Annotated in this window: 18 protein-coding genes; 9 read left to right on the top strand and 9 right to left on the bottom strand. The window is 67.5% G+C overall.

Annotated elements, in window-relative coordinates; translation table 11 throughout:
- The first annotated feature begins 1 nt into the window (after window position 1).
- Both C2R22_RS09670 and C2R22_RS09665 read left to right on the top strand, forming a co-directional pair.
- Entirely contained in the window at window positions 2–1,402 is a 1,401-nt protein-coding gene (locus C2R22_RS09670) for a short-chain fatty acid transporter (protein WP_103425572.1), read from the top strand.
- A 48-nt stretch (window positions 1,403–1,450) separates the two neighbouring features.
- Complete coding sequence (locus C2R22_RS09665) at window positions 1,451–2,032, top strand: GNAT family N-acetyltransferase (RefSeq protein ID WP_103425571.1); 582 nt, start codon at window positions 1,451–1,453, stop codon at window positions 2,030–2,032.
- 40 nt (window positions 2,033–2,072) lie between these two features.
- On the opposite strand, the gene C2R22_RS09660 is transcribed toward C2R22_RS09665, so the two are convergent.
- Window positions 2,073–2,288 (bottom strand): hypothetical protein, encoded by a 216-nt coding sequence (locus tag C2R22_RS09660; RefSeq protein WP_103425570.1) that lies wholly within the window; start codon window positions 2,286–2,288, stop codon window positions 2,073–2,075.
- A 56-nt stretch (window positions 2,289–2,344) separates the two neighbouring features.
- Window positions 2,345–2,626, bottom strand: coding sequence for a DUF7520 family protein (locus C2R22_RS09655; protein ID WP_103425569.1), 282 nt, complete (start codon window positions 2,624–2,626; stop codon window positions 2,345–2,347).
- Window positions 2,627–3,330: 704 nt separating this feature from the next.
- On the opposite strand from C2R22_RS09655, the gene cdd reads away from it, so the two are divergent.
- Window positions 3,331–3,774: a cytidine deaminase gene (cdd, locus tag C2R22_RS09650; RefSeq protein WP_103425568.1), complete on the top strand. Its 444-nt coding sequence runs from the start codon at window positions 3,331–3,333 to the stop codon at window positions 3,772–3,774.
- A gap of 171 nt (window positions 3,775–3,945) precedes the next feature.
- Here cdd and C2R22_RS09645 read toward each other — a convergent pair whose 3' ends face one another.
- A complete protein-coding gene (locus tag C2R22_RS09645) occupies window positions 3,946–4,194 on the bottom strand; it encodes a hypothetical protein (protein WP_103425567.1) in 249 nt (82 codons plus the stop codon).
- Window positions 4,195–4,452: 258 nt separating this feature from the next.
- Between C2R22_RS09645 and purM the strand changes: the two genes are divergently transcribed.
- Window positions 4,453–5,508, top strand: coding sequence for a phosphoribosylformylglycinamidine cyclo-ligase (purM, locus tag C2R22_RS09640; protein WP_103425566.1), 1,056 nt, complete (start codon window positions 4,453–4,455; stop codon window positions 5,506–5,508).
- Window positions 5,509–5,790: 282 nt separating this feature from the next.
- Window positions 5,791–6,015, top strand: a complete 225-nt coding sequence (locus tag C2R22_RS09630) for a hypothetical protein (protein ID WP_103425564.1) — start codon at window positions 5,791–5,793, stop codon at window positions 6,013–6,015.
- A gap of 51 nt (window positions 6,016–6,066) precedes the next feature.
- On the opposite strand, the gene C2R22_RS09625 is transcribed toward C2R22_RS09630, so the two are convergent.
- Window positions 6,067–6,609: a CBS domain-containing protein gene (locus C2R22_RS09625; RefSeq protein WP_103425563.1), complete on the bottom strand. Its 543-nt coding sequence runs from the start codon at window positions 6,607–6,609 to the stop codon at window positions 6,067–6,069.
- 41 nt (window positions 6,610–6,650) lie between these two features.
- Window positions 6,651–7,007: a DUF555 domain-containing protein gene (locus tag C2R22_RS09620; RefSeq protein WP_103425562.1), complete on the bottom strand. Its 357-nt coding sequence runs from the start codon at window positions 7,005–7,007 to the stop codon at window positions 6,651–6,653.
- Window positions 7,008–7,333: 326 nt separating this feature from the next.
- Between C2R22_RS09620 and C2R22_RS09615 the strand changes: the two genes are divergently transcribed.
- Window positions 7,334–7,519 carry a hypothetical protein gene (locus tag C2R22_RS09615; RefSeq protein ID WP_103425561.1) on the top strand — a complete coding sequence of 62 codons (186 nt, stop codon included), beginning with the start codon at window positions 7,334–7,336 and terminating at the stop codon, window positions 7,517–7,519.
- Between the two features lie 190 nt (window positions 7,520–7,709).
- Entirely contained in the window at window positions 7,710–8,444 is a 735-nt protein-coding gene (gene psmB / locus C2R22_RS09610) for an archaeal proteasome endopeptidase complex subunit beta (RefSeq protein WP_103425560.1), read from the top strand.
- Between the two features lie 105 nt (window positions 8,445–8,549).
- On the opposite strand, the gene C2R22_RS09605 is transcribed toward psmB, so the two are convergent.
- Both C2R22_RS09605 and C2R22_RS09600 read right to left on the bottom strand, forming a co-directional pair.
- Window positions 8,550–10,352 carry a hybrid sensor histidine kinase/response regulator gene (locus C2R22_RS09605; protein ID WP_162562441.1) on the bottom strand — a complete coding sequence of 601 codons (1,803 nt, stop codon included), beginning with the start codon at window positions 10,350–10,352 and terminating at the stop codon, window positions 8,550–8,552.
- A 168-nt stretch (window positions 10,353–10,520) separates the two neighbouring features.
- Entirely contained in the window at window positions 10,521–12,050 is a 1,530-nt protein-coding gene (locus C2R22_RS09600) for a glutamate--cysteine ligase family protein (RefSeq protein WP_103425558.1), read from the bottom strand.
- A gap of 112 nt (window positions 12,051–12,162) precedes the next feature.
- On the opposite strand from C2R22_RS09600, the gene ligA reads away from it, so the two are divergent.
- Together ligA and C2R22_RS09590 are read left to right on the top strand one after the other, a co-directional pair.
- Window positions 12,163–13,842, top strand: a complete 1,680-nt coding sequence (gene ligA, locus C2R22_RS09595; RefSeq protein ID WP_103427632.1) for an ATP-dependent DNA ligase LigA — start codon at window positions 12,163–12,165, stop codon at window positions 13,840–13,842.
- 72 nt (window positions 13,843–13,914) lie between these two features.
- A complete protein-coding gene (locus tag C2R22_RS09590) occupies window positions 13,915–14,670 on the top strand; it encodes an MBL fold metallo-hydrolase (protein ID WP_103425557.1) in 756 nt (251 codons plus the stop codon).
- A gap of 2 nt (window positions 14,671–14,672) precedes the next feature.
- Here the strand turns inward: C2R22_RS09590 and C2R22_RS09585 are convergent, their stop codons facing one another.
- The gene (locus C2R22_RS09585; RefSeq protein WP_103425556.1) at window positions 14,673–15,284 is read right to left on the bottom strand and encodes a hypothetical protein; all 612 of its coding nucleotides are present in this window, start codon (window positions 15,282–15,284) and stop codon (window positions 14,673–14,675) included.
- A 126-nt stretch (window positions 15,285–15,410) separates the two neighbouring features.
- Window positions 15,411–15,542 (bottom strand): hypothetical protein, encoded by a 132-nt coding sequence (locus C2R22_RS26925; RefSeq protein ID WP_281259281.1) that lies wholly within the window; start codon window positions 15,540–15,542, stop codon window positions 15,411–15,413.
- Between the last annotated feature and the right edge of the window lie 138 nt (window positions 15,543–15,680).

Raw genomic sequence — 15,680 nt, 5'->3', positions numbered from 1 at the left:
TATGTCGACGAGTACCAACGAGACCGCGATACAACGGTTCGGGAGTCGAATCTCCGACAGCGTCGAGCGGTGGATGCCGAGCCCGTTCCTCTTCGCCGTCCTCTTGACGTACGTCGTGTTCGTCGCCGGTGTCGTCGTCGAAGGGGCGTCACCGGTCGCCATGGCGCAGTACTGGCGGGACGGCTTCTGGGTGCTGTTGACGTTCGCGATGCAGATGGTGCTGATCCTCGTGACGGGCTACGCGCTGGCGTACCACCCGTGGGTCCAAAGCGGCATCGCGTGGCTGACGGGACTGCCGAACGACGGCAAGCAGGCGGTCGTCCTCGTGGGCGTAATCTCGATGGTCGTCGCGTGGGTCCACTGGGGTCTCGGTCTCATCGTCGGGGCCGTGATGGCCCGAGAGATGGGCCGACAAGCGAGGGAGCGCGGACTCTCCGTTCACTACCCGCTCCTCTGTGTCGCCGGCTACATGGGAATGGGGCTGACGTGGCACTGGGGACTCGCCGCGTCCGCACCGCTGTTGATGAACACCCCCGACAACGTCTTCATCCAAGAGGGAGTCGTCAGCGGACTCATCTCCACCTCACAGACCATCTTCCACCCGTACACGCTCGCACTGGTCGTCACCGGCATCGTGTACACCGCGATCGTCCTGTACCTCCTCTCCCCGCCCGAGGAGGCGACGGAGCCGATCACGGAGTACGTCCCGGAACGGGAACTCAGTTCGGCGGCGGCCGACGGCGGCGCGACCGACACGGCCGAGGCGTCCGAGACGATAGGGGACCGCATCGACAACAGCCGACTGCTCGGGGCGGTCATCGCGCTGACCGGCGTCGCGCTCTCGGTGTGGACGTTCGTCCAGCAGGGTCTGGGCGCGCTCAACCTCAACGTGGTCAACTTCCTCTTCGTCTTCCTCGGTCTCGCGCTGTTCACCCGACCGGCAGCGTACCAGGAGGCGTTCTCGGACGCGGTGCCGGCCACGAGCGGCATCATCCTGCAGTTCCCGTTCTACGCCGGCATCATCGGGATGATGAACGCCTCGGGGCTCTCTCAGACGCTCGCAGAGGCGCTCGTCTCGCTGTCGACGCCGGCGACGTTCCCCGTGGTCGCGTGGGTCACGGCCGGCATCATCAACGTCTTCGTTCCCTCCGGCGGTGGCGAGTGGACCGTCATCGGAACCACGATTCTCACGGCGGCGAACGAACTCGGCGTTCCCGCCGGACAGGCGACCATCGCCTACGCCGTCGGCGACGCGCACACGAACCTCTTCCAGCCGTTCTGGGCGCTTCCGCTGCTCGGTATCACGGGCATCCGCGCCCGTGAGATGTTCGGATACGCCGTGACGATGCTCATCCTCCTCATCCCGTTCCTCGCGGTCGCGCTGACGGTCATTCCGTACTGACTCCGGCGCCGACAAACCCTTTTACGACACCGTCGTTAACTCCCGAGCATGTACGTCCGGGATGCCAAAAACAGGGAAGAGGTCTGGTTGCTCGACCACATCGAGGCGATGGGCCTGGACGACGCGGCGTTCCGCTCTCGCGACTACGTCGTCGCGCTCGACGAGGAGTCGAACGAGAAGGCCGGCTTCGGCCGGATTCGCGTCCACAAGACCGACGAGGACGACTACTGCGAACTCACCGGCATGGGCGTCCTCGACGCGTGGCGCGGACAGGGCGTCGGCGCGCACGTCGTCGAGCGTCTCGTCGAGAAGAGCGGCGACGCCGGCTTCGACGTGGTCTACTCGTTCGCGCTCGAACCGACCTACCTCGCACAGTTCGGCTTCGAACCGGTCCCAAAGGGTGACCTTCCCGACCCGCTGCGGGAGCGACTCGAGGCGAAGCGTGAGTCGATGGCCGGCGACATCGTTCCCATGCGGCTCGCGGTCGACGCGTTCGAGATGCCCGAGCGCCTCCGCGAGGCGTTCAAACTCGCCGCCCCGGCGGCGGAAGAGAGCGCGCCCGAGGAACAACCGGAAGACTTCGGCATCGACCCCGACAGCGCGACCTACAAGTACGACACCGGCCGGTAAGCGGACGTCGAGTCAGCGAGTCGGGGAACGTCGGGAAAACTCAGGTCCGGTCCTCGAGGAAGTCCGTGCTGAAGACGATCCACGCCAGTACCGAGCAGAAGAGGATCGGTGGCAGGATAGCAAGTCCCCACAGCGGCTCGATACCCCAGAAGAGGAGGAGCACCACGTCCGCGAGCCCGATACCGAGAAACGGCAACACGGCCAGGGCGGCGCGCTTGCGGTTCTTCCCCGTCCCCTCGACGAGCGTGCTGGACATACTCGTACTCGGAATCGGAGGGACAAAAGGGGTCCGTTCCGCCCGCTTCTGCGGGGCTACTCCCGGTCCTCGGCCGCGTCGACGTCGACGTCCTCGAACCGCGACGCGAGCGTGACGAGACCGAAGAGGACGCCGAGCGAGACGACGGCCAGGAGCATCCCGTAGACGGCCATCGTCACCGGCGTGGTCGGCAGGACGAGTCCGCCGAACAGAGTGATCGTCGGCGCGACGCTGGCTCCGTTCGCGCCGACGAAGAAGCCGATGCCGCCCGCGATGAGTACCACGGTCACGGCGACCACGAGGAAGACCCGACGTCCGTCGGTGCTGTCGTCTGCCACGGGAGTCACAGCGGAACTTGGGAGTCGACCGTATAGACCCTTTCTTCCTGTGTCGAACGGCCGAGGCCCGAAGTGGTGGCGTGTGAGGAGTACGGGGAACGCACATCGCAAGGCGGACGGGTGGAGTCGTGGTCGTCCGTGTCCGCGAGAACCGGATGGTGGACAGAACCGGATGGTGGACAGAACCGGATGGTGGACAGAACCGGATGGTGCATGATACACGGGCGCGGTGATCCGCAGCCTCGTGCCTCCCCAACCGGTCGCTCGCGGACGGAACCGCGAGCGGACCCTCGCGCGTTCACTCGCTCCCGCTGGTCGCTCGTTCATCGCGCGCCAACAGCTATGAGAGAGAGAAATCGGTAGCGTGTGACGTCACGTGAGGAAACCGAGTGAACGGCTCGAAGCGGCAGAGCCGCTTCGGGGGATGGCTGAGTGAGCGGAGTGACCGAAGGAATCGGCCGGAGAGGGTGTGGTTGCGGTCACCGCGTCCGTGCACCGCGCAGTCGCCGTTCCGTCGCTTTTCAGCGTCACGCTCTCCCAGAAAGGCCCCACTGTGCCACGCATCACTGATACGCAATACCGAGAGGGCCCCCACGATCCGACTATCGCTGCCCGTTTCGTTCGCGGTGGCCGACGGGTCAAACGAACCACGCTCCGTCGACGCTATCCGGGGGTATTTCACCGGCAGCGTCGAACCCCCACACATGACGGACACGACGCGACCGACCGACGCAGACCTCGTCGACGCCGCCAGGGAGGCGCTCGCGGACGCGTACGTCCCGTACTCGGAGTACCGGGTCGGGGCGGCGCTGCTCACGAGCGACGGGACGGTCTACACCGGCTGTAACATCGAGAACGCCAACTACTCGAACAGCCTGCACGCCGAGGAGGTCGCCATCGCGGCGGCGGTCAAGAACGGCCACGCCGACTTCGAGCGCGTCGCCGTCTCCTCGGGGGTCCGCGACGGCGTCACCCCGTGCGGGATGTGTCGGCAGACGCTCGCGGAGTTCTGCGACGACGACCTGGTCGTGATCTGTGACGAGGGCGACCGGGTGAGCGAGTACACGCTGGGTGAACTCCTCCCGAACACCATCTCGCTCGACACGCTCGACGCGGCGGACCGAGCGGGAGCAGACGACGGCGAGTGAGGACCTCGGGAAGTCGTCGGGAGAGTGAGTGCGTCGGGGACCACGTGCGGTGCGAAATCGGTGGGAGGACCGTCGGGAGCGGATGGAGGCGGAGTCGCGCGGAGGGGACGGGGCAGGGGCAGGGTGGAGGGCCGGGGGGACGGCAGGGTGGAGGACCGGAGGGCCGAGGCGTCAGCGGGCGTGGTCGTGTCCGAGGGTCAGCGCGAGGACGTTCCCCGCGAGGAGCGCGAGGAACGAGAGGAGTTCGCCGCTTCCGATGCCACCGGGCAGCAGGGGGAGGTACGCGAGCGGGAAGACGACGGCGAGCCAGAACGCGAGGCCCCGAGTCGTCTTCGAGGCGAGCGTGGAGAGGTTCGCGAGCGCGCTGGTCGGGAGGGAGCCGAACCGTGGGGACTGCGTTCGAGAGTGGGCACCGGACATGGGCAGTTCACCGTAGGAGCGGGACCACGATATAAGGGGGAGAGCGTTGCCTCCGTTTCGCTCGAATTCCGGACCGTTCACCGCCGGAAACGACGGTTTATTCGTGCCTTCGAACGTTTCACGACGGTTTCTCTGTCCCCGAAACAGTTTATCGAGCCCGCTGAATCGTTATCTCGGCTCAAGTCGTATCAAAGCGTCCGGCCCGCCGCGGCGACGACAACCGGGGGCTTCTTGCCCGACCCGTGGGTGCGTTCGGGCATGACCGACGGCCCGACGCTGCGGACGGACGGTGGCGCGGACGAGGCGGACGAGACAGACGACTCGGGAGAGGGGTTGACCTACGCCGAGACCGGCGTCGACATCGAGGCGAGCGAGGCGGCGACGGCGGCGCTCGTCACGGCCGCGGGCGACGCCGGGTCGGGTGACTACGCCGGCCTGCTCGACATCGGCGACCGCTACCTCGCGCTCGCGACGGACGGCGTGGGGACGAAGCTCCTCGTCGCCGAGGCGCTGGGCGACTACTCGACGGTGGGTATCGACTGCATCGCGATGAACGTCAACGACATGGTCGCCGCCGGGGTTCGCCCCGTCGCGTTCGTCGACTACCTCGCCGTCGACGAGCCGAACGAGACGTTCTCGGCGCAGGTCGGCGAGGGCCTCAAGGCCGGGGCCGACGAGGCTGACATCGCGCTCGTCGGCGGCGAGACGGCGGTGATGCCCGAGGTAGTGAGAGGACTCGACCTCGCGGGCACCTGTGCGGGCCTCGCCGCGAAAGAGGCGCTGTTCGACGGCGAATCCAGAGAGGGGGACGCCGTCGTGGGCTTTCGCTCCTCGGGTATCCACTCGAACGGGCTCACGCTGGCGCGGACGGCGGCCACCCGCCGCCACGAGTACACCGATCCCTATCCCATCGAAGGAGGGGACGACGAACCCGACTACGACAGCGTCGGAGCGGCGCTCCTGGAACCGACCCGCATCTACACGCACCTGCTCGACCCCATGAGAGAACACGGCGTCCACGCCGCCGCACACGTCACCGGCGGCGGCTGGGCCAACCTGAAACGCATGGGCGAGTTCGACTACGTCGTCGACGACCCGTTCGAGCCCCACTCCGTCTTCGAGTTCGTCCAGGAGGAAGGAAACGTCTCAGACGAGGAGATGCACCGAACGTTCAACATGGGAACGGGCTTCGTCTGTACCCTCCCGCCCGAAGCGGCCGAGAAACTGGCTGCCGAGACCGAGGGCCGCGTGGTCGGCCGCGTCGAAGCGAGCGAGGACGAGGCGAACGTCTCCGTCCGCGGACTCGACCTCTGAGAAGGGCTGGTGTCGGTCGCCGCCTGCTGTCGCTGCCCCCACGACGACCGGCACACGGTGAGAACCGCACGAACGGCCAGAGAGGGGGAACGGACAGGTTCTTCACGGCGACCGAACCGCCAGGTACCAAGCCATGACCGAGCGGCCACCGTCGCCGGCGGGCCTCCCGCTCCTCGGGAACACGGTCGCGTTCGCCCGCGACCCGTTCGGCTTTCTCGACCGGTCCGTCGCCGAACACGGCGACGTCGTCGACCTGATATCCTCGGAGCCGACGGTCCGTACGTGCTCGCACACCCCGCGTACGTCGAACGGGTGCTCGTCGACGACCGGGAGGCGTTCGAGAAGACCGACGATTTCACCGAGGCGTTCGGGCGGGGACTCGTCGTCGTCGAGGGCGAGGAGTGGACCGAGCAGCGCGAGTTCCTCCAGCCGCTGTGTTACGGGGACGCTATCCGCGCGTACGCCGACACGATGGTCGACCGCATCGAACGCCGCGTCGACCGCTAAGAACCCGGCGAGACGCGCCCCATCCGCGACGAGCACCAGAGAAGAGCGGACTCAGGGCATCTGCGCCGCGATGTCGGCATCGGTGATGATTCCCACGGTCGTCCCGTCCTGCATGACGAGGACGGCGTCGTGGCGGTCGAGGTAGCTGTCGACCTCGTCGAGCGTCGCGTCCGGTTCGACGGTGGTGAACGACTCGCGCATCACCTCGGCCACGGGGAGGTCCGTCACGTTGTCCTCGTGGACGTGTCGGATGTCGCTGTTCGAGATGAACCCACGCGGGCGACCGTCGAGGATGACCGGCAGTTGTGAGAACCCCTCCTCGAGCATCCGGTCGCGTGCCTCGCGCACCGAGTCGTCGGGCGAGACGGAGACGACGTTCTCGTTCATCACGTCCGCGGCTCGGACGACCTCGCCCTCGGCCTCGTTGAGCGCGTTGACGATGCGTCGCAGCGTCGAGAGCCGCGGGTCGACGTCGTCGCCCTCGATCCGGGCGATGAGCGGCTGGGAGACGTCGGCCATCTCCGCCAGCGCGCTCTGGGTGAGTTCGAGCGACTCCCGGCGGTCTTTCAGTTCCTGCGGGGTCGGGAGTTCCATAGCCCGTATAACCAGAGGTTATGACAAAAAGGTTGTGGGGCTCACTCGTCCTCGGGTTCGGTCTCGACGATCTCGATGACCGAGAGCGGGACGTCCCGGAGGGCGCCGCCGACCTCGCTCTTCGCGATGCGCGCGGCGTGCTGTTCGCTGTCGGCGTTGAACACCTCGATTTCGAGGTCCAGCCCCACCAGCGCCGTGTTGGCGGCGATGAACGCCGAGTCGAACCCCTCCCCGCAGAAGGGACAGCCGGTGATGCCGACGTTCACGTCGACGAACTCCTTGTTTTGATCGTTCAGTCGTTTCCCGGCTTCACTGACGGCGACGCCGATGGCGTCGTCGACGTCGTCGACGTCCCGCACGAGCCACGCGGCTTCGAGCGCGACGAGGTAGTTACTCATACCCGTCAATCGAGGCTCAGGGTTTCGTCTCTTGCGGTTCGACCGCCCCGTGCGTGGGGATGTCAGCCGTGACCGCGGTCACGCTCTCGCACGTGTCCAACTGGCCGCCGGGCGGCCGTGAGAGAGGCGCACCCCCTGTCGATTACGCCGATAACTTATGGGAATACTCGCCGTGAGTAACCCCGTCAGTACCTTATTCATTTTCGATACTCAGTCGGAGTTGTCTCTACCGCAAGTTCAGTTGAATCGCATGACAGCGGCGGGGTCACCTCGACCGGCGAGGGAGAAAGCTTATGTATCAAACCCCCCGCCAGAGAAGTACGCAGATGATTGAAACCACGTATCGCGCTGGCCTGCTGGTCGCGTACCAGTTCGCCGTCTTCGTCGGCATCCTCCTGATGCCCATCGCCCTGCTCGCACGTCGGGCCGGGGTGACGCTCCCGATCGGTCGCCTCGTACAGACGCTCGACGAGGCGTACACAGAAGCCGCCGACGCAACCGACGTGCGCTGAGGAGAGACCGCTCGTTTTCGAGACACGAACCCCGACCGCCGAGCGACGCGAGCGAACCGTTCGACGACTGGGAGGCGCCCGAAAGACGGCACTCGACCGGCGGGACGACACCTCTCCTGCCCGTTCTCGCCGAGGCGGCAACGGCGGGGGAAGGACTGCATTTATCAGCGCTGGACGACAAGGTCCGTCAATGCGTACCCCCACCCACGACGACTTCTCCGGCGGGTTCGACTCGAGCAGCTCTCGACCGGTGTTCGGCCCGGAACTCGGCGAGTTCCCCAACGCCGACCAGCGTCGAGAGTCGGCGGGAGAAGGCGACACCAAGGAGATGAAGACCGGGACGACGACCGTCGGTCTCAAGACCGACGAAGGCGTCGTCCTCGCGACGGACATGCGCGCCAGCGCGGGCTACATGGTCGCCTCGAAGGACGTCCAGAAGGTCGAGGAGATCCACCCGACCGGTGCGCTCACCATCGCCGGGTCGGTCTCGGCGGCCCAGTCGCTCATCCGCTCGCTGAAGGCGGAAGTGCGCCTCTACGAGTCCCGTCGCGGCGAGAACATGAGCATGCAGGCGCTCTCGACGCTCACGGCCAACTTCCTCCGGTCGGGCGCGTTCCTCATCGTCCAGCCGATTCTGGGAGGCGTCGACGACGAGGGCCCCCACATCTACAGCATCGACCCCCTCGGCGGCACCACCGAGGAGGAGTACACCGTCACCGGGTCGGGCAGCCAGTACGCGTTGGGTGTGCTCGAACAGGAGTACGACGAGGGACTCTCCATCGAGGAGGCGAAGACCGTCGCCGCCCGTGCCATCAAGAGCGCCGTCGAGCGCGACCTCGCCTCGGGTAACGGTATCAACGTCGCCGTCGTCACGGAGGACGGCGTCGAGATAGACCGGTACAAGGAGTTCACGGAACTGCTCTGAGCCGGCGACTCGTCTCGCCGTCGAACCGAACCGCGGTTTCTTGACCATCACTGCGACACGAGAGACCGAGCGTCTGCCAGCGGAGCGTCTCCGCTCCCACCGCGCTCACGCCACGCCGACGCTCGACATCTCGAAGCGCGCCCCGCCCCGTCGCCCCTCCGTCACGCCGATGTCCCACCCGTGAGCGTCGGCGATCTGATTGCAGATGGCGAGCCCGAAGCCCGTGCCGTCCGTGTCGGTCGAGTAGCCCATCTCGAACACCTTCGCCCGTTCGGTCTCGGGGACGCCGGGGCCGTCGTCCTCGACGTAGAACCCGTCCCGTTCGTCGAGGGGACCGACCCAGACAGTCACGTCCGGTCCGGCGTGAGCGACGCTGTTCGCGAACAGGTTCTCGAACAGTTGCTGCAGGCGCGAGGGGTCCGCGACGACGGTCAGGCTCCCCTCGACGACGAGTTCGGCGCCGCCCGTCTCGACGAGGGACCACGCCGTCTCGGCCACCTCGCAGAGGTCGGTCGGCTTCGGGGTGAGAATCTGCGTTCCCTCTTTCGCCAGTCGCCCTAGGTGGTCGAGTAGCTCTGTCGCTCGCTCCAGCGCCTGGCTCGTCGCGTCGAGTCGAGAGAGGTCGTCCGTCCGTCGGGCCAACTCGACGTTTCCCGCGGCGACGGAGAGGGGGCCCCGAAGGTCGTGGGAGATGGCCGAGATGAGGTCCTCCAACTGCTCTTTCCGTTCGAGCAGGTCGCGTTCTCGCTTCTGCTCGGTGCTGTCGCGAGTGACTTTCGCGTAGCCGAGGAACTCTCCGTCCTCCCGAATCGCCGTGAGTCGCACGTCCGCCCAGAAGGTCGAACCGTCCTTTCGTACCCGCCAGCCCTCGCCTCGGAAGTGCCCCTCGGCTTTCGCCTCGCGGAGGTTGCGCTCGGGGACGCCGGCCGCGACGTCGTCCTCGGGGTAGAAGACCGAGACGTGTTCGCCGACGACCTCCTCTCGCGCGTAGCCCTTGATGTTCTCGGCTCCCCGGTTCCACGTCTGGACGCGGCCGTCCGGGTCGAGGAGGAATATCGCGTAGTCCTCGACGGTGTCGACCAGCAGCTCGAACTGGGCTTCGGTGCGCTGAGAGTCACGTTCGAGTTGGCGTTCGTACGCCTTGCGGTCGGTGACGTCCAGGGAGGCACAGGTCAGCCCCACGACCGCTCCCGACTCGTCGCGCAGCGGTTCGACGGTGAGGTCGTACGTCACGACCCCGCTCGGTAGCTCGTAGGTCACCTCCTCGCGGACGCGCTCGCCCGTCTCCAGCGCCCGCCGCTTCGGCTCCATAACCGTCTCGGCGGCCTCCGGCGGGAGGAGTTCGTCGTCGCGCTTGCCGAGGACCTGCTCCACCTCGAAGTCCTCGTGAGGGTTACCGACCCACGTGTATCGAAGGTCCGTGTCCAGCCTGAACGCGACGAACGGCGAGTTCTCCAGCGCCATCCGGAAGTGTTCCTTCTCGATCCGGAGTTCGCGCTCGAGTGCGGCGCGGGCGCGTCGCTGTTCCACCGCCTTCCGAACCCGGTTCAGCAGCAGCGCGAACTGGAGCGCCCCGGAACGCTTCTGGACGTAGTCGGTCACGCCGGCGTTGATCGCCTTTTCGGCTATCTCCTCGTCGCCCTGCCCAGTGAAGAGGATGAACGGCAGATCCGGCCACCGCTGGCGGACCGCGTCGAGCAGTTCGAGTCCGTTCGTCCCGGGCATCTCGTAGTCGCTGATCACGCAGTCCACGTCGTTCGTCTCGAGATAGCTGAGGACGCCGTCGCAGTCGTGCATCGAGTGTAGAGAGATGTCGTCGTGGCTCTGGACCACGAGGTCGTTCAGCAGGCCCGTGAGCAGTTGGTCGTCGTCGACGTGAAGCAGCCTGATCGGGGCTTCGACCCTCACACTGTCGACTGAATGACTCATCATCGCGAATATATTCCAATCGCTGTCTATCCAAATAAAAATGAGGGGCGCACGTGCAACCGGGCGAGGCGGGACGATACACGGGTCGTGTCCCGCGTTCGCCGCCGACACCGATAGCCGGACCCGACCCGGACGGAAGAGAACGGGTCAGAGCCAGTCGGTGAAACAGCCTTCGAGCAGCGTCTCTTTCTGGCGGCCGATGTACGAACGCTGCATTCCCGTAACGGCGTCAGCGAACGCATCGCCGTCGTCGAGTCGCGTCCGAACCTCGCTGCGCTTCCACGCGGCGGGTGTCGTGGCCGTCTCCACCCGTCTCCGGAGCGGGTCGACGTAGTACGCCGCCTCCGCCTCCGAACAGCCGGCGGATTCGAGGCCGTCGGCGGCGTGGTCGAGGAGGTCGTCGTACAGTTCGGCGGCGTTCGTCGTAGTGTCGCCGGCGTTCGTCACCCAGGTCAAGTCCGCGTCGATGCCGTCGCGGGCGGCGGCGTAGAAGTTCTCCCGCGCCGTCTCCCAGTCGAGTCCCTCCACGGGATGCGCACGCCGCGGGAGGCTCTCCATCAACCCGGCGAAGGCCGCCTGGAAGGCGACCGAGTCCCGTACCGTGGGCTGTGCGCCGATGGGACGGAACTCGATTCGGGCGTTCGCGTCCGAACGGGTGGGGCCGTCGAACACCGGTCGGACCCACCGCCAGTAGGTACCGTGTTTCCGTCGGAGCGTGGCGAAGCGGTCGTCGTAGCGGTCGCCGCCGGAGACGGCCATCGGGACGACGCTCGGGTCCCCCGCCACGCGGTCGACCGCCTCCTCGACGGTGTCGACGTCGCGGGGGAACCGCACTTTTTCGGAGTCCTCGGCGTTGAGCACCGACTCGAACACCGTGATCCGCCCCTCGTCCCAGCCGTCGGCGAGAACCTCCTCGGCGCTCGTCCCCGCGTCGTACAGGTCCGGCGGGAAGAACGGCGCGTTGACGCCGAGCGCGAGGAGCGGGCCCGCGACCCGCAGCGCGTACCCGAAGTACGTGGGGAGGTCGGCGGCGTGGGCGACCTGATAGTGGGGCTGGATGGAGGTGATGAGGCTCTCGGGCATCACCGTCGGGGCCTCGAAGGAGACGTGCGGGGCGTCGACGCCCATCGACTCGGGGGCGTTGGGACCGTTAGCCATCGCGTGGTAGCGGACGGCGTCGCTCATGTTCGTCGCCAGGCGCACCCCGTCGACTTCGACGGCGTCCGTGAGGTACCCCCGCGCCGTCTCGCCCGCGGGCGGGATGGTCCAGAGCGCGTCGCTCACGAGGCGCATCCCCTCCGACCGGGCGCAGTCGAGCGCGGCGGCCAGGCGGGCTTTCACCTCCGACTCCTGTGCCCGTAGCCCGTACGCCGATAGCGGCTGTGGCGACGTCGTCATCTCGGCGTTGTGCAGGCCGAGTTCCTTCTCGAACCCGATGAGTTCGAGGAGCCTCCGGGGGACGCGCGTGAGCGCGTGCACCTCGTCGTCGGCGCGCCAACGGCCGTCCGCGACGGCGTAGAACTCGTACTCGAGGCCGACGATGGCCTGATGGTTGTCGAACACCCCGTCCCGCAGTCCCTCCTTCACTACCTCGGCATCGGCCCGCGCCTGTGCCTCGAACGCCTCGGCGTCGACGTCGAGGACGTCCTTGACACGCTCGGCGAGGTCGGCGGTCATACCCCCCGGTTTCTCCTCATACCCCTTGAACGCGCCGCATCGCTCGGTTGAGCCCGAAGGGGAAGCGTTTATCCGTCGCTCCCCGGAGGGTGGACCGATGACAAGCCAGTCGATGCGCTTCGACGCGTTCTGCGACGCGCTGACCCGGGTCGAAGCGCTGTCGGCCGACACCGATATCGTGGCCGCGGTGGCCGACCTGTTCGCTGCCGCGGACGCGGACCTCCCGGTCGTCGCGCGGTTCGTGCAGGGGCGGGTCTTCCCCGCGTGGGACGCGACGACGCTCGACGTCGGACCGCGACTCTGCTACGCCGCCCTCGCTCGCGCGGCCGGTCCGAACGTGTCGGGTGACGACGTCGAGCGCCGGGTGGCGGAGACGGGCGACGTCGGCGACGTCGCGGCCGAACTCGACCTCGGGAGCCAACAGGGGCTCGGCGCGTTCACCGACGACGCAGCCTCGGCACTCACGGTCGCGGTCGTCGACGAGGAACTCCGCGCGCTCGCGGGCACCGCCGGCGGCGGGAGCGAGTCGCGGAAGGAGGACCGCCTCTTCGGCCTGTTCAACCGGTGTACGCCGGACGAGGCGCGCTACCTCGCCCGTCTCGTCCTCGGCGAGATGCGCGTCGGCGTCGGCGCCGGAAGCGTCCGCGACGCGACGACGGACGCGTTCGAGGTCCCTCCGGAGGCGGTCGAACACGCCCTGCAGGTGTCGAACGACTACGGCCTCGTGGCACGGGTCGCCCGCGACGAGGGCGAGACGGGGCTCCGGGGGCTGTCGCTCGAAGTCGGTCGACCCGTCCAGGCGATGCTCGCGCAGGCGGGGACGGCCGAAGAAGCGCTCGACGCGTGGGAGACGGTCGCCGTCGAGACCAAGTTCGACGGCGCGCGGATCCAACTGCACTACTCCGGCGAGGAGACGTGGGTGTTCTCCCGAAACATGGCCGACGTCACCGACGCCCTCCCCGAGGTCGGGGAGTTCGCGGAGCGCTCCCTCGCGGAACCGGCCATCCTCGACGGCGAGGTGGTCGCCGTCGACGACGACGGGGCGCCGCTGCCGTTCCAGGAGGTGCTCCGTCGGTTCAGACGGAAGCACGACGTCGAGCGGGCGCGGGAGGAGGTCTCCGTCGCCGTTCGACTCTTCGACTGTCTTCACGCGAGCGGGGAGGACCTGCTCGACGTTCCCTTCGCAGAACGGCACGCCCGCCTCGAGGCGGTGGTCGACGACGCCGAGGACGAAGGCGAGGGCGAGACCGTCCCGGAACTCACGCTCGCCTCGGACCTCGAAACCGTCGAGACACACGAGGAACGGGCGCTCCGGACGGGTCACGAGGGCATCATGCTGAAGAACCCCGAATCGACGTACACGCCCGGTCGCCGCGGGAAGAACTGGCTGAAGCGCAAGCCCGACGTGGAGACGCTCGACCTCGTCGTCACGGGGGCGGAGTGGGGCGAGGGGAGACGCGCGTCGTTCCTCGGGACGTTCGAGGTGTCCGCGCGCGTCGAAGGGGAGAACGAAGGGTTCGCTCCGGTCGGAAAGGTCGCGACGGGCATCACCGACGAGACGCTCGCCGACCTCACCGAGCGACTCGAACCGCTCGTCGAGAGCGAGTCGGGGAAGGCGGTCGACCTCCGCCCGGACCTCGTCCTCGAAGTCGGGTACGAGGAGATACAGACCTCACAGAACTACGACTCGGGGGCGGCGCTCCGCTTTCCGCGACTGGTCGCTATCCGCGAGAAACCGCCCGAGGAGGCCGACACGCTGGCTCGGATTCGGGAACTGAGCCGCGGCGAGTGAGGTCGACCCGAGTCGCGCGCGCCGTCGGACGCGACCCCGTGGGTTAAGACGCCGCCCGTCCTCGAACCACACATGACCGTTCGCCACGACGGCCTCTCCATCGACTGGTTCGGCTACGCGACGGCTCGCATCGAGACGCCCGACGGCTTCGTCGTCTACCTCGACCCCGGCCGGTACGGCGTCCTCACCGGCGAGTGGACGGGCGACTCGCCCGCAGCCGAGGCGGCCCACCCAGAACCGACCGACTACCACGCCCGCGACGCGGACCTCGTGTGTGTCACCCACGGCCACCACTACGACTCCGACGGCGTCGAACGGGTCGCGAGCGAGGACGCGACGGTACTCGTCCACGAAGCGGTCGACGCCGAGGACATCGACCGCGACGTCGTCTCGCCCGAGGACCTCCCGTACGACGTCGTTCGCGTCACCGACGACGACCACCGGGCCGTTTCGGACGGAGTCGACGTCTGGACCGTCGCGGCGTACAACGACCCGGACGGCCCCTACACCCGGGACGACGGCTCCGTCCTCCACCCGCGAGGGGAGGGCTGTGGGTACCTCCTCTCGCTCGACGGCACGACGGTGTTCTGGCCCGGCGATTCGGACGCCCACGACGCCTTCGCTCGTCTCGAAGTCTCGCTCTTCCTCGCCAACATCTCGGGGTCGGTCTGCATGGACCGCCACGACGCGGCCGACCTCGCCGAGGCGCTCGACCCTGACCTCGTCCTCCCCATCCACTACAACACGCGCGACTTCCTCGAAGCCGACTCGGGGGCGTTCGCGAGCGACGTGGCCAAGCGCGGCGTGCCCGTCGTGCTGGACGAGTAGCCTCACTCGACTTCGACGTCGACCCCTTCGGCGCCTCCGGGGTCAGTGTCAGCGCCCGTATCGGTGTCTTCCTCGGCGTCGCTCGCCCACGATGTCTCGTCGGGAACGACCGGCGGTTCGTCCGGCCAGTCGGGAGAGGTCGTGTACGCGATTCCGGCCTCGTCGAGGATACGCTGCATCACCGCGTTCCCCCGGGGGACGTCGATACCCAGGTGGTCGAGATGTTCCTTCGGATGCTCGGCGGGTTCGGCCTCGAAGTGTGCGGTCAGTTCGAGTCCCGGCGGGTCGTCGTGGCGGTATCCTCGGATGTGGACCTGCCACCAGGGCAGGTCGGGGTACTCCGGGACGTGCGCCCACTCGACGCGCCGGAGGTTCAGAATCTCGCCGCGGAAGCTGTACGACATCTCCCACCCCGGCTCGAAGTGGCGCCCGCCGAAGAACTCCTGAGCCTCCCCCTTCGTCATCTCGACCACGAGGTAGGGGTTCTCGCTCTTCTCGTGGGTGAAGACGGTCTTTCGAAGCCACCAGTACACTCGGAGTATCTGTTCTGCGACGTCCGGGAGCGCCTTGATCCGACCCGGGTCGGTTTCGAGTGTGACGTTACCACGCACCATGGTACACAGAAGCGCCCCGAGACGATTAAGCTGTCTGTGAGTCGAGGTGTGCCGACCGTCGGGGGCGCGCTCGGGGGCCGACAGTATCGGCTCACGGGTTCGGCTGGACTTCGACGTGGGAGGGCGTCAGACGAGTCTCCCGAACAACCTGCCGAGAGCGAGGACGCCGACGAAGAGACCGACCCAGAAGAGGAGGACCACGAAGAACTCACCGAGGCTCCCAGCCCCTTCGGCCCGGTACTGCAGGGGGAGGTACATGTCAGTCGAGTCGAGATGTGCAGTGGTCCGGCATAACGACTGGGGTTCCGGACGCGGTGCGCACGCGCGCTCCGTTCAGCGCGTCGTCGTGCCGACTCCCGGGGAGTCGACGGTCCGAGTCCCTGACGATAGAGACGT

This window comes from Salinigranum rubrum, from assembly GCF_002906575.1.
GTDB classification, from domain to species: domain Archaea; phylum Halobacteriota; class Halobacteria; order Halobacteriales; family Haloferacaceae; genus Salinigranum; species Salinigranum rubrum.
The sequence above is the reverse complement of the archived record's forward strand: the minus strand, read 5'-3'. Positions and strand labels throughout refer to the sequence as shown.